General features: G+C 42.5%; 11 protein-coding genes and 1 tRNA gene. 8 read left to right on the plus strand and 4 right to left on the minus strand.

Features of this window, described 5'->3' with window-relative positions; genetic code table 11:
* Positions 1–88 precede the first annotated feature (88 nt).
* From BHC43_RS10120 to cysE, 3 genes are all read left to right on the plus strand, one after another.
* Positions 89–1,141 (plus strand): quinone-dependent dihydroorotate dehydrogenase, encoded by a 1,053-nt coding sequence (locus tag BHC43_RS10120; protein ID WP_100140454.1) that lies wholly within the window; start codon positions 89–91, stop codon positions 1,139–1,141.
* Positions 1,142–1,425: 284 nt separating this feature from the next.
* Positions 1,426–2,922 carry a ribonuclease G gene (rng, locus tag BHC43_RS10130; protein ID WP_100151788.1) on the plus strand — a complete coding sequence of 499 codons (1,497 nt, stop codon included), beginning with the start codon at positions 1,426–1,428 and terminating at the stop codon, positions 2,920–2,922.
* A gap of 29 nt (positions 2,923–2,951) precedes the next feature.
* Positions 2,952–3,746, plus strand: coding sequence for a serine O-acetyltransferase (gene cysE / locus BHC43_RS10135; RefSeq protein WP_180295827.1), 795 nt, complete (start codon positions 2,952–2,954; stop codon positions 3,744–3,746).
* Positions 3,747–4,073: 327 nt separating this feature from the next.
* Here cysE and BHC43_RS10140 read toward each other — a convergent pair.
* A tRNA-Met gene (locus tag BHC43_RS10140) sits at positions 4,074–4,150 on the minus strand.
* Between the two features lie 254 nt (positions 4,151–4,404).
* Between BHC43_RS10140 and ychF the strand changes: the two genes are divergently transcribed.
* The 4 genes from ychF to BHC43_RS10160 all read left to right on the plus strand — a co-directional run bounded on the left by ychF (position 4,405) and on the right by BHC43_RS10160 (position 9,513).
* Positions 4,405–5,496, plus strand: a complete 1,092-nt coding sequence (gene ychF, locus BHC43_RS10145) for a redox-regulated ATPase YchF (protein ID WP_100157306.1) — start codon at positions 4,405–4,407, stop codon at positions 5,494–5,496.
* A gap of 350 nt (positions 5,497–5,846) precedes the next feature.
* The gene (gene tyrS, locus BHC43_RS10150; RefSeq protein WP_100151789.1) at positions 5,847–7,112 is read left to right on the plus strand and encodes a tyrosine--tRNA ligase; all 1,266 of its coding nucleotides are present in this window, start codon (positions 5,847–5,849) and stop codon (positions 7,110–7,112) included.
* Positions 7,113–7,152: 40 nt separating this feature from the next.
* Positions 7,153–8,505 carry an argininosuccinate synthase gene (argG, locus tag BHC43_RS10155; protein WP_100157307.1) on the plus strand — a complete coding sequence of 451 codons (1,353 nt, stop codon included), beginning with the start codon at positions 7,153–7,155 and terminating at the stop codon, positions 8,503–8,505.
* A 330-nt stretch (positions 8,506–8,835) separates the two neighbouring features.
* On the plus strand, positions 8,836–9,513 hold the full coding sequence (locus BHC43_RS10160) for a phytanoyl-CoA dioxygenase family protein (RefSeq protein ID WP_100157308.1): 678 nt from the start codon (positions 8,836–8,838) through the stop codon (positions 9,511–9,513).
* Positions 9,514–9,792: 279 nt separating this feature from the next.
* On the opposite strand, the gene BHC43_RS10165 is transcribed toward BHC43_RS10160, so the two are convergent.
* Together BHC43_RS10165 and BHC43_RS10170 are read right to left on the minus strand one after the other, a co-directional pair.
* A complete protein-coding gene (locus BHC43_RS10165) occupies positions 9,793–10,632 on the minus strand; it encodes a hypothetical protein (protein WP_100157309.1) in 840 nt (279 codons plus the stop codon).
* Between the two features lie 329 nt (positions 10,633–10,961).
* Positions 10,962–11,690, minus strand: coding sequence for an OmpA family protein (locus BHC43_RS10170; protein ID WP_100140463.1), 729 nt, complete (start codon positions 11,688–11,690; stop codon positions 10,962–10,964).
* Between the two features lie 465 nt (positions 11,691–12,155).
* On the opposite strand from BHC43_RS10170, the gene BHC43_RS10175 reads away from it, so the two are divergent.
* Positions 12,156–13,106 (plus strand): LysR substrate-binding domain-containing protein, encoded by a 951-nt coding sequence (locus tag BHC43_RS10175; protein ID WP_100157310.1) that lies wholly within the window; start codon positions 12,156–12,158, stop codon positions 13,104–13,106.
* A 71-nt stretch (positions 13,107–13,177) separates the two neighbouring features.
* On the opposite strand, the gene fabG is transcribed toward BHC43_RS10175, so the two are convergent.
* A complete protein-coding gene (gene fabG / locus BHC43_RS10180; RefSeq protein ID WP_180297490.1) occupies positions 13,178–13,924 on the minus strand; it encodes a 3-oxoacyl-ACP reductase FabG in 747 nt (248 codons plus the stop codon).
* Between the last annotated feature and the right edge of the window lie 2 nt (positions 13,925–13,926).

A 13,926-nucleotide genomic window follows, 5' to 3' on the forward strand; every position in this document is an offset into this window, starting at 1 on the left:
CCAACACATACTGAATTTAATTGTTTTCCACTCGAATTGATAGAGTTGTTGGTTATAATATTTCTCCACCTTATCCAGCATCAATATCATGTATTCACTTATAAAATCGTTGTTATTCCGACTGGATCCAGAAAAGACCCATTATCTGTCATTGAAATGTTTACAGCTGCTACATCGTTATCACTGTGGTTTTTTGCTAAGAGACGGACAAATTTCAGTTAATAACAATAAAAGCACCGGAACAGACAGCAATTTAATAGACTTAATGGGTTTGACTTTACCCAATCCAGTGGGATTAGCGGCTGGTCTGGATAAAAATGGTGAGTATATTGATGCACTGTCAATGTTGGGTTTTGGCTTTATCGAAGTTGGCACCGTTACACCGCTACCACAGGCAGGCAACCCCAAACCGCGTTTATTCCGGTTACCAGAACATCAGGCTATCATTAATCGCATGGGCTTTAATAACTATGGTATCGATACCCTGATTGATAACATTGTAAACAGCCAATATCGTGGCATACTAGGAATTAACATTGGAAAAAATGCCGCCACGCCCATAGACAAAGCCACTGATGATTATCTAATCTGTCTTGAAAAAGCCTATCCTTATGCTAGTTATATTACTGTAAATATTTCTTCTCCCAATACACGCAATTTACGTAGTCTGCAAAGTGCCAGCGAATTGGACAGACTCCTGAATCATTTAAAAAACCGGCAGGCGCAGTTAGCAACGCGTCACAGTCGCTATGTCCCCATTGCTGTTAAAATTGCACCAGACCTGATTGAAGACCAAATTACTGCATTAGCAGATGTAGCATTAGCCACCCAGATTGACGGCATTATTGCCACCAATACCACTATAGATAAAACGATGCTGGGTAAGCATCGATATGCACAAGAAACTGGAGGATTATCCGGCCGTCCAGTGCAACCACAAAGTAATCAGGTACTACGCCACCTATCTGCGCTGCTTGAAGGGAAGATTCCTCTTGTCGGTGTAGGCGGAATTAACACTGGCGCCGATGCGGCTGAGAAAATCAGCCTTGGCGCCACTGCAATACAGCTGTATTCCGGCCTGGTTTTTCGTGGCCCCAAGCTAATCAATGAATGTATTCGTGCGTGCAGTAAGCCAAATTAAAAACCTAACAAATTAATATTAATTATTTCGCTCCAATATGTATTCTTGTTTTACCTGTTGGTAAAGCATGATCACGTAAACTTGTTCTGCCCCATTACAGAATTATGTCGTTTTCCTGCATTGGATTTGCTGATAGCTATCTTTATGCAGCTGCGTTTGGCATGACGCTTGCGCTGCGCTATGATAATAGTCGTAAGCAAGTATTCGCCCAGATTACTTTGTACAGTCCTGTAGACAATTACCAGGACTGTACAAAGTGATTTGATTAAATTGAAAGCCCTATCATGCATAACAGCGACATATCGCTGCCGAAGGATATCCAGCGGCCGGCTGAAGCGGTATTGGTAAATATTACTCCGAAAGAAACCCGTGTAGCCGTTATGGAAGAGAGCAGCTTGTGTGAAATTCACATTGAGCGCAACTGTGGTCATGGCCTTGTTGGTAATATTTATAAAGGTATTGTGCGCCGCGTATTACCGGGCATGCAAAGTGCTTTCATTGACATTGGCCTTGAGCGAGCAGCTTTTCTGCATATTGTTGATGTACTGGAACAGCGCCAGAAACCTGAACAACCTTTACGCATCGAACATATGTTGCATGAAGGTCAGAATATAGTGGTACAGGTTATCAAAGACCCTATCAACACCAAAGGAGCACGCCTGTCCACCCAGATATCACTAGCTGGACGCTTTCTTGTACACCTACCTCAGGATCAGCATATAGGTATTTCACAGCGCATTGAAGATGAAGAAGAACGTAATCAATTAAGAGAACGTTTGGAAAATTTGTTACCAGATGGTGCCGGTCATGGCTATATTATCCGTACTAGTGCAGAAAACGCTACTGATGCAGAATTACAGTCTGATATCAATTATTTAACCAAACGCTGGCAAAATATTCAGCAACTGGCTAAAACCAGTGCGCCCGAAACATTGTTATATCAGGATCTGCCCTTGTCACTGCGTGTACTACGTGACATGTACAGCGACAATATTGATAAAATAATTGTTGACTCGAGAGTCAATTATGATTTGATGTGTGAATTTGCTACCAATTATTCTCAAGGTGCACTGGATAAACTGCAATTATTCCAGAATGATAGCCCCTTGTTTGAAGCTTACAATATTGAAGCAAGAATCACACAGGCTTTGCAGCCACGCGTTAACCTTAACTTTGGTGGTTATATCATTATTGAGCCTACCGAAGCCATGACCACTATTGACGTAAATACCGGCGGATTTGTCGGTGCGCGCAATTTTGAAGAAACTATCTTCAAAACCAATCTAGAAGCCTGCCATGTTATCGCACGCGAACTGCGATTGCGCAATCTAGGTGGCATCATTATCATAGACTTCATTGACATGGCTGATGAAGCACATCAGCAGGAAATTCTCACTGAGCTGGCACAGGCACTGGCGTACGACCGCACCCGTGTCACTCTAAATGGTTTTACCAGTCTAGGACTGGTGGAACTTACACGTAAGCGCACGCGTGAAAATCTGGCACAAATCTTGTGTGAACCTTGTCCTACCTGTCAAGGGCGCGGCCGCCTGAAAACCGCACAAACTATTTGCTATGAAATTCAGAGGGAAATTATACGGGAATCACGACGTGTGAATGCACAGGAGATACGCATACTGGCCGCTCCGAGTGTAATTGATTTGTTTCTAGATGAAGAAGCACAGTCATTGCAATGCTTAAGTAAATTCATCGGCCAACCGATTACACTAGCTGTAGAGACCACATACAATCAGGAACAATATGATATTGTTCTGCAATAGAATCAATCTGCAAACGAGAAATGAGAAGTATGAACTTACCTGACGCTGCACAGGCAGAAATCCTGTGGCAAACCATTCGTCGAGAAACTGAACATGCAGTGCGCAACGAACCCATTTTGGCCAGCTTTCTGCATTTGAGCGTATTGCGACATAAAAACTTTGCCCGCATGCTCGCTTTTCATCTGTCCACCAAAATGTCCAGTGCGGTGATGGATGCGCGTGCATTGTTCGAAATATATTTGGAAGCCTTAGAACAGGATTCGGCCATTATTCATGCAGCATTGGCGGATATCGTTGCCTATTATGAGCGCGATCCAGCCTGCGACACCTATTCCTTACCCTTACTATATTACAAAGGTTTTCATGCCATTCAAACACATCGGATAAATCATTGGCTATGGCAGCAAAACCGCCACACCCTTGCCTATTTCCTGCAAAACCGAGCTTCAGAAGTACTAGGAGTGGATATCCATCCCGCAGCATCAATGGGCTATGGCATTATGATTGACCATGGAACCGGAGTGGTAATTGGTGAAACGGCTGTGCTCGGGAATAATATTTCCCTGCTACATGGCGTCACACTAGGTGGTTCCGGTAAAGAAAGCGGTGACCGGCATCCGAAAATCAGTGATGGGGTTATGATAGGTGCCAATGCATCAGTATTAGGCAATATTCGCGTACATACCTGTGCCAAAGTCGGTGCTGGCAGCGTGGTAGTCAACGATGTACCTGAATACTCTACCGTTGTTGGCGTACCTGCACGGGTTATTAGCAAAACCGATAATCATGAGAGTCCAGCACAGGAAATGGATCAGCGGATTTAATATTAATTTAACCAGATCTTGTTCTGCTTAGACGATAATAATTATCCGAAAAATATAGGTTTAATTTAGTTTTTGCCTTGATGATACTTAAATTTCACATAAAAAATTTAATAGAATCTTCATTAAACAACTTTAGTAAATTTGAATAATCAATATGAATATATTGAGACGAAATGTCAGTTAGTCCAAATCAAATCAGCTTTTTTCATTTTATTAATGAATATGATAAAAGCTGATTTATTTAGATAAATTTAAGCCTTAAATATTTATTATAATAAAAGCAAGGCATAAAAAAACGCAAACACTGTATAGAGTTTGCGATTAATATGGTGGCGAATCAGGGATTCGAACCCCGGACACAAGGATTATGATTCCTCTGCTCTAACCGACTGAGCTAATTCGCCGTATCTCGTTTAAGAGAGACGCAATTATACGATATTTTTTTGCGCACGCAAGCATCATTTAAGCAAAAACTATCAAATTATTGTTTTAAAAAATAATTTTATTAAGCTTAAAGGCTTAAATTTTCTTATACCTGAAAAATTCTTGCATTGTTTGTTTTAGCAGACTTTGCCATTCTGGTCAGTGCCGCATAGGTACAGCAAAGCTTTATGTTACAATTCAGCCATTTTTATATTCTGCTATTTCAAGGAATATCATGAGTTTGAAATGTGGCATTGTGGGTCTGCCCAATGTAGGCAAATCCACCCTGTTTAACGCCCTTACCCAGTCTGGCATTGAAGCTGCTAACTATCCTTTCTGTACCATCGAACCGAATGTCGGCATCGTTGAAGTTCCGGACGATCGTATGGCTGAACTGTCCAAAATTGTGAATCCAAAACGGACTCAGCCGGCTATTGTGGAATTTGTTGATATTGCCGGATTGGTAGCTGGAGCCAGCAAAGGTGAAGGGCTGGGTAATCAGTTTCTGGCCAATATTCGCGAAACCGACGCCATTGTGAACGTAGTGCGCTGCTTTGACGACGACAATATTGTGCATGTTGCCGGTAAGGTTGACCCGATTTCTGACATAGAAGTGATTGGTACGGAACTGGCACTGGCAGACCTGGCCAGTGTGGAAAAAACTATTGTTCGCGAAAGCAAACGTGCTAAATCCGGTGATAAAGAAGCACAGAAACTGGTAGCCGTCCTTGAACGTTTGCAGCAACACTTGCTAGAAGGCAAACCAGTACGCGCAGCCGGTCTGGATCAAGATGAATTAGCTCTGATTAAACCTCTGTGCCTGCTCACGGTTAAGCCAGCCATGTATGTGGCCAATGTGGCCGAAGATGGTTTTGAAAACAATCCCCATCTACAGCGCCTGCAACAACTAGCCACTGAAGAAAATGCACCAGTCGTAGTTTTATGTGCGGCCATGGAAAGCGAAATAGCAGATTTGGATGAGGCAGACAAAGTAGAATTTTTAGCCGAAATGGGCTTAAAAGAACCAGGATTAAACCGCCTGATCCGCGCCGGCTATGAATTACTTGGCCTGCAAACTTATTTCACCGCCGGCGTTCAGGAAGTTAGAGCGTGGACAATCCATAAAGGCGATACAGCACCGCAGGCAGCCGGTGTAATCCATACAGATTTTGAACGTGGATTTATTCGTGCACAGGTCATTGCCTATGATGATTTTATTGCCTGTGGCGGCGAAGCCAAAGCCAAAGAAGCCGGTAAAATGCGTGCCGAAGGTAAAGAATATATCGTCAATGACGGCGATGTTATCCATTTCTTGTTCAACGTCTGACCTGAATTCATAACCATTCACGAACAGCCCGTCAGGGCTGTTTTTTCGACCAGCTAAAACGCGGTCCATCAGATAGACATTAGCTGTTTTATCATGTCTTGTTAGCAACAATAATGAAATATGCTTTTATCAATCATACTCGACTGAAGAATAATCAATTTATAGTAGGCACAAATGCACTGGCAAACAAATCGTGTAAAATAATGCATCATTATTAATCAGCTAATCAGAAAACAGGCTGTCTGGCCAAATTGGGCATATTCGATTAAAGATATTTGCCATTTCGAAATTCAGATAACCAACATTTTTCTGTTTCGGACAACTTTTATTTGAAAGTATAAATTTTTACCATGACCAGTGTTGTATACGATTTACAGCAACGTGGCCTGATTGCTCAGACCACTGACGCAGAAGCGCTTGATAACTTATTAAACCAGCAAAAAATCACCTTATATTGCGGTTTCGATCCCACTGCAGACAGTCTGCATATCGGCCATCTATTACCTATCTTGGTTCTGCGCCGTTTTCAACTTGCCGGACATACCCCTATCGCCCTTGTAGGCGGCGCTACAGGCATGATTGGCGACCCCAGCTTCAAAGCACAAGAACGTTCACTTAATACACTGGAAACGGTACAGGAATGGGTAGCCAAAATCCGTGCCCAGTTAGAACCATTTCTTAGTTTCGATGGCAATAATGCGGCAATCATGGCCAATAATTTTGACTGGTTTGGCAGCATGAACTGTCTGGATTTTCTGCGCGACATCGGTAAGCACTTTTCTGTGAATGCTATGCTGAATAAAGAATCAGTGAAACAGCGTTTAAGCCGTGATGATGTCGGTATTTCATTTACGGAATTTGCCTACGCCCTGCTTCAAGGCTATGATTTTGCTGAATTGCATCGCCGTCATGGTGCCGTATTACAAATTGGCGGTTCAGACCAGTGGGGTAATATAACAGGCGGTATCGATCTGTCACGTCGTCTGCATCAAGCTACCGTTTACGGATTAACCCTACCTCTCGTAACCAAAGCCGACGGTACCAAATTCGGTAAAACCGAAGGTGGCGCAGTATGGCTCAGCGCAGAAAAAACCTCTCCTTATCAGTTCTACCAGTTTTGGCTGAAAGTTGCGGATGCCGATGTCTACAAATTCCTCAAATACTTTACTTTCCTCAGTGTGGCCGAAATAGAATCCATTGAAGCTCAAGATAAGGCCAGCGGTACCAAACCGGAAGCTCAGCGTATTCTGGCTGAAGAAATGACAAGACTGATCCACGGGGAAGAAGCGCTGGCAGCAGCGGAGCGAATTTCTACAAGCTTATTTGCCGAAGACCAAAGTGCGCTTACAGAAAGCGATTTTCAGCAATTATCTCTGGACGGTTTACCCACTTATACAATCAGTGAATCCATCAATATCGTACAGGCATTAACTACAACAGCACTGGCCAAATCCAACAATGAAGCACGCGGCTTCATCAGCCAAGGAGCGGTCATGGTAAACGGACAAAAAATCAACACTGCTGACTATATTTTCAGTGACAGCGACAAACGTTTCGGCCGCTACACCATTGTACGCCGCGGCAAACGCAACCACGCCTTGCTGATATGGCAATAATTCTACAGCTTCAGTAAGCACATCACTCAAGGGAGTCAATATGAGTAATCACAGCACCATTTTGCAACACCTGCCCGTTGGCGAGAAAGTCGGTATCGCTTTTTCCGGCGGGCTGGATACTTCTACAGCTTTGCTGTGGATGAAACTGAAAGGCGCATTACCTTACGCCTATACAGCCAATCTAGGACAGCCGGACGAAGATGATTATGATGCCATTCCTAAAAAGGCACTAGAATATGGTGCAGAAAAGGCTCGCCTGATTGATTGCCGCACACAGCTGGCACATGAAGGAATCGCCGCTATTCAAAGCGGTGCCTTTCATGTTCACACCGGCGGTATGCCGTATTTCAACACCACACCATTAGGGCGTGCAGTGACCGGTACCATGCTGGTAGCGGCCATGAAAGAAGATGAAGTGCATATCTGGGGAGACGGTTCAACCTACAAAGGCAATGATATAGAACGTTTCTATCGCTACGGACTGTTAACCAATCCCGCTTTACGCATTTATAAACCGTGGCTAGATCAACAGTTTATAGACGAGCTGGGCGGACGACATGAAATGTCTGAATTTCTCATAGCTCAGGGCTTCAACTACAAAATGTCTGTAGAAAAAGCCTACTCCACTGATTCCAACATGCTGGGCGCAACCCATGAAGCCAAAGATCTGGAAATGCTCAACAGCAGCATGAAAATTGTGCAGCCCATTATGGGCGTAGCATTCTGGGATGAACAGATAACAATTAAACCTGAAGAAGTAAGTGTTCGTTTCGCAGAAGGTGTACCAGTGGCATTGAATGGAATTGAGTTCAATGATCCTGTAGCACTGATTATGGAGGCCAATCGTATTGGTGGGCGCCATGGTCTCGGTATGACCGACCAGATTGAAAACCGCATAATAGAAGCCAAATCGCGCGGCATCTACGAGGCACCGGCAATGGCTTTGCTGCACATTGCCTATGAACGCCTGCTGACGGGTATTCACAACGAAGACACCATCGAACAATATCGTATTAATGGTCTGCGTTTAGGCAGATTACTGTATCAAGGGCGCTGGTTTGATTCACAAGCACTTATGCTGCGCGAAACAGCTCAGCGTTGGGTAGCCAAAGCCATTACTGGTGAAGTGACATTGGAACTACGTCGCGGCAACGATTATTCCATACTCAATACCGAATCTCCGAACCTTACCTACCAACCGGAACGGCTTAGCATGGAAAAAGTTGATAGTGCCGCTTTTTCTCCTGCCGACCGTATCGGCCAGCTCACTATGCGCAATCTGGATATTATCGATACACGCAATAAACTCGGTATTTATACACAAAGTGGGCTGTTATCAGTTAATCAAGATGCATTGCTGCCGCAATTAACCGATAAAAAAGATACGTTGTAATATTTAGTAAGTTTTAAACCGGATAGTGTTGGTTCACTATCCGGTTTTTATTTTTACCTGCAATCATTTGCACCAAAATAGAACCTAGCATCTTAACCAACATAATTTGAAGATATAAAAATTTTGTTTTTAATACATTAAGACAATCAATTACTGTGAGTCATTGTCCAAAATCAAGCTTGCAGCATTTCATAAGCTTATAGACTTACATTAGAGAAATAAATAGAAAATTACGCTTCAGAACGAACCATTATCAATAATGATAGATATGTATCATTATCGTATGAATCGTTATATTATTTGTATAAATACATAATGATGAATTGATTAATGAATAAAACAGATAATTTTAGTCGCCATGGCTTTACCATCATCGAAGGGCTGATAACAGAAGACCAGCTATCTCAAATCGAACAGCAACTAATACAATTTAAATTAACTAATGCTGGAAGCTGTGAATTACTCACCCAGCCGTGGTGCCAGCAGCTAGCTGAAACATTAAAAATGAATGCTCAGCTTGCGCCTTTGCTGCCAATAAATACTGTAGCCATACAATGTACATATTTTAAAAAAACGGCTGAAAAAAACTGGTTGGTGGCTTTACATCAGGATTTAAGCATTCCTGTCAGACACCACTTATCCGCAGAAGGGTTTAGCGGCTGGTCTCACAAACAGAATATGCTGTTTGTACAACCGCCCATACAATATATGGAACAATTGGTCGCAGTGAGGGTACATATTGACGATTGCTTACATGAGCATGGGCCACTGAAAGTGGTTGCAGGTACACACCGTGATGGAAAAATAGCAGAAGCAGATTTGCCTCGGATTCGCGACCAAATAGGTGAGCAGGAATGTACAGTAGTGAAAGGAGATGCGGTAATCATGCGTCCACTTATCGTACATTCATCTTCTAAAGCAATCCAGACCAATGGAAGAAGGGTGTTACATTTTTTATTTGCGCCCGCCACACTGGCTGAAACCATTCCGTTTCAATTCTGTGTCTGAGCATTGATTAATCACAAAATAAAGCAACCAAATTAATGCAATAAAATTTGATTTTTGTGCAGTAAATACCAGACCCATTCTTTTATTTATTTTCTACTCTTCATAATCAGCCTTGATTAAGCAAAAATATTGTATTTATTTCAAAAATACAATTTGAGTATGCTAATCAACAAAGATACACCATTGCTGATAAATTATTTACAGCCGCAGTATCTTTCATCTGTAGGTGGGTTCAGAACAGCCCATAGTTTTCTGGATTAACCATAACAGCATAAATTTTCAGATATCCGCTAGGGTACAAGTGCGTTGCCATAAAGATGTTTTACAGCGTAAATGGCCAACATAATGCAAAGGATAAATTGGTACGACAGAAGGTATATCACCACTACGCATATGAAGTAAATCTGCAGGCGCTACCCATTCAGCAGGCGTATTGGTTAGCGGCAGCCCAGCATAACGATACGCTGCTACCACAAGTTGGGAGCAGAAATAGCGGTCAGAAGAAAAAGGGGTGACCTGCACCACTGCCATGGTATTCAAGCATAAATGGCGAAAGGCACGAGGTATAACGGGCAGCTCACATACTTTGCGAGTAATAGTATATGGGGTCTGTTTGGCAATACCTAGATAATTGTATTTACTACCCGCTTCAGCCTGAGCAAAAGCACGAATTTTTTCTGCCTGCAACTCGGTTAATTGCGGATGGCGATAAACCACCAGTAAGGGGCTTTCATCCACACTTTCTGCAAGTGACATAATATGCACACCACTGCCAACAGCTTCGGCAATTTCACCCTCTCCCAAGTATAGAAAGGCATGACTAATCGATGTATTACCAAATAGACGTAATACACGCGAATTAAAACTGGAATCGGCGGAAAATAAAATATCACCCACTTGCAAATCCATTGGCTGCACTAGCACTACGCCTGTTTGTGGAGCCGTATTCTGGCGCTGAAACTTTACTGCTACATGCTTTTTATCTCCTTTGGCATCAGGAACTCGCTGAAACTGTGCCGCACACGCCGCCAGCACACAACAGCAAATACATAAAAACAGCAATTTTGATTGTTTGAGTCCAGAACAGATTACATATAGTTTTTGTTTTAAATTTGCCATTATGATGCGCAGAATTGTTACTGAAGCATTACTTATCAATGCTACTTCCCCAATATTTATGCTTGATCAAAACCAATCTAAATAGGTACTTTTAAACAATAAAATTAAAATCTATCAATTCTTAGTAAATACTGATTATTTTACTTTCCATAATAACATATATTTACATAAATAGTTTGGTCCACTTCAAGCATTACTTCCAATAAGATTTTTCTTAAAGGATGGTTGCACGGATTATTTTTTTATCGTTAAAACTTCATTGCTTAATTCAAACTCAAACAAAAAAACCCTGCTCATAGCAGGGTTTTTAATTACCAAAGAAGCTAAAATTATTTAACTTTTTTAGCTACCATGGTGCGGATTTTAACGTCTACACGACGGTCAGGTGCGATACATTCGATCAAAGCAGCACGTTTCTTAGCAGCTGAAACTTTTTTACCCAGTTTAGCTACTTCAGCCTGACAAGATTCGGTCATACGAGCTTCGGATTTACCCAAGCCAACAGCAGAGATTTTCTCAGCAGGAACACCCTTAGAAACCAGATATTCAGCAACAGCATGAGCACGACGATCAGACAGGGTTTTGTTGTAAGCTTCAGAACCTTTAAAGTCTGTGTGACCTTCAACACGTACAACCTGTACGCTGCTGTCAGCCAGACGGGTAGCCAATTGATTCAGAGTATCAATAGCTTCTGGACGTAGAGTAAATTTATCAAAGCCAAACAAGAAGTTAGCTGATAAAGAAACAGTTTCATCAACAAATTTCGGTGCTTCTGGAGCAGCCTGAACTACAGGGTGACCACAGTTGTTACCCAGAGTAGGATCTTTATCGTCGTTGAAACGGTTTTTCACGCACTCAGGGGTGCCATCAGCACCATTTTCACGAGTGACAAGAATTTCGCCAGTACCTTTTTCAGGAGCAGAACTGGTAGTATAGCCATTGTAAGCACCAGCAGGTTCACCGGTCCAGTCGGCACCCGGTACAACACCATTGGCAAAAGCGGCAGTTGAAGCAGCCATAGCAACAATCAATGCGCTCAATTTTAGCTGTTTGGTCATGTTATTCCCTCATCAAAAAATTTGTTATGTGTTGATTCAGCCAGAAATAAGCCTGATCAATACACAAATACCATTTACAGGCCGCTCAAACCGGGCGGGTAGCTTGGTAAATCAGGTCTATACTATAAAAAACCGCAGCATAAACTGTCAATATGCAAACTACCAAGGCTAAGCTGCTAGACGACCCGCTTCCTAACTGTGCATCATGCCTAAAAAACAACTTTGTGTCACTTATTTACAACTAAATTCACACCATTACGCTAATTAAGTTGCATTAAAACAACAAGGAAGCCATAGCCTGCATGATAGGCCGCAGCAAACGGATTAAGCAGAGAAATTGTTAAGACAACAATAAAAGTGTCTCATGTCAGAATGGGTAAATTGAGTTATGATGCAGATAAAGAAGCTTTTTTGTTGTATTTGAGCGACAGTAAATAATGCCAAACTTAAAGGGGCAGAAACAATATGAAGCTGCAACAGTTGCGCTATGCGGTAGAAGTATATCGTCAGAATCTGAATGTATCGGAAGCAGCAGAAGTACTGTTTACTTCCCAGCCAGGGATTTCAAAACAGATTCGCATGCTGGAAGAAGAACTGGGCGTGCCACTGTTTATCCGCCATGGTAAACGCATGGTAGCGGTAACAGCTCCGGGCAAAATTGTACTGGAAACAGCCGAGCGGGTATTGCGTGAAGTACAAAATATCAAACGTATCGGTACTGAATTTGCTGACCAAAATATTGGTTTTCTTACGATTGCCACCACTCATACCTTGGCACGTTATGCATTACCAAAAGTTGTAGCGGCGTTTGTTGAACGCTATCCTCAGGTACAGCTGAGTATTCATACTGCTAGTCCGAAAGCCATTAGCCATATGGTATTGGATGGCGAAGTGGATTTTGCCATCGGTATGGAAATGGAAGTTGAGCACCCTGAACTTCGTAAACTAAGTTGTGAAGCATGGAATCGCAGTGTAATTGTTCCAGACAATCATGCGCTGCTGAGTCTCAACCGACCATTACGGCTAGAAGACATTGCTGAATATCCTTTGATTACCTATGATATTGCGTTTAGTGAACAATCCAAAATTGCCCGCGCTTTTACTCAGGAAGGCTGTAATATACCTAAAGTAGCATTGGCTTCGGCTGATACCGATGTAATCAAAACCTATGTTAAACAAGGATTGGGGATTGGACTGATCGCCAGTATGGCTTTTGACAGCTTACAGGACCAAGGACTACAGATACTGAGTGCCGAACATCTATTTGAGCCTTCATTTTCACAGATTATTCTCAGACATGATGTTTATCTTCGAGGCTTTGGCTACGAGTTTCTGACTCTGTATGCACCGCGGCTTACTCGCTCACTGATTGAGTCTGCGCTTTATTCACCTTTTGAAGAAGATTTTTCAATTTAATCAATTATTTAAAATAAAAGCCATTTTATACAGAATGTACAAAATGGCTTTTCAATCACTATAATCAGCGATTATGACATCAGCATGCCTCCGTTGACATGTATAGTTTGTCCAGTGATATAGCGTGCTTCTTCACTAGCGAGAAACAATACCGCTGCAGCAACATCTTCAACAGTACCGAAATGATGTAATGCAGTTTGTGCGACAAAGAAATCTCGTTGTTCCTGTGGCAGTGCCTGTGTCATATCGGTTTCAATAAAGCCCGGAGCCACACAGTTTACAGTAATACCACGCGAACCGACTTCCCGTGCCAATGATTTGCTAAATCCGACCAAACCAGCTTTAGCCGCCGCATAGTTTGTCTGACCGGCATTGCCGGTGAAACCGATTACTGAAGTCACATTGATAATACGTCCCCAGCGGGCTTTCATCATGCTGCGAGTGACAGCTTTACTGGCACGGAAAGCAGATTTGAGATTGACCTGCATGATTTCATCCCATTCGGTTTCTTTCATGCGCATCATAAGGTTGTCACGAGTTATACCGGCATTATTTACCAGTATGGCGATATTGCCGATATTACTTTCGATATCTGCTATCAGATTTTCAATACTGTTTTCTTCAGCGATGCGTAATTCACGCCCTTCTCCACCGAATTTAGACAGTGCTTGATTAATACTGGCTACCCCTGAAGAAGATGTGGCAGTACCAATGACTTTTGCACCTTTTTCTGCCAAAAAGCGGGCAATTGCCGCTCCAATGCCCCGAGTAGCTCCAGTTACCAGTGCAACTTTTCCTGTTAAATCCTGATTCATTATTT

It is taken from the genome of Snodgrassella alvi, assembly GCF_002777855.1.
Taxonomy (GTDB): domain Bacteria; phylum Pseudomonadota; class Gammaproteobacteria; order Burkholderiales; family Neisseriaceae; genus Snodgrassella; species Snodgrassella alvi_E.

Bases quoted from the DNA above. Each gene is read 5' to 3' on its own strand.
- BHC43_RS10165 (WP_100157309.1), bottom strand. From the start codon at position 10,632: ATGGCAAATTTAAAACAAAAACTATATGTAATCTGTTCTGGACTCAAA.
- BHC43_RS10175 (WP_100157310.1), top strand. From the start codon at position 12,156: ATGAAGCTGCAACAGTTGCGCTATGCGGTAGAAGTATATCGTCAGAAT.
- ychF (WP_100157306.1), top strand. From the start codon at position 4,405: ATGAGTTTGAAATGTGGCATTGTGGGTCTGCCCAATGTAGGCAAATCC.
- cysE (WP_180295827.1), top strand. From the start codon at position 2,952: ATGAACTTACCTGACGCTGCACAGGCAGAAATCCTGTGGCAAACCATT.
- argG (WP_100157307.1), top strand. From the start codon at position 7,153: ATGAGTAATCACAGCACCATTTTGCAACACCTGCCCGTTGGCGAGAAA.
- BHC43_RS10120 (WP_100140454.1), top strand. From the start codon at position 89: ATGTATTCACTTATAAAATCGTTGTTATTCCGACTGGATCCAGAAAAG.
- rng (WP_100151788.1), top strand. From the start codon at position 1,426: ATGCATAACAGCGACATATCGCTGCCGAAGGATATCCAGCGGCCGGCT.
- BHC43_RS10160 (WP_100157308.1), top strand. From the start codon at position 8,836: ATGAATAAAACAGATAATTTTAGTCGCCATGGCTTTACCATCATCGAA.
- tyrS (WP_100151789.1), top strand. From the start codon at position 5,847: ATGACCAGTGTTGTATACGATTTACAGCAACGTGGCCTGATTGCTCAG.
- BHC43_RS10170 (WP_100140463.1), bottom strand. From the start codon at position 11,690: ATGACCAAACAGCTAAAATTGAGCGCATTGATTGTTGCTATGGCTGCT.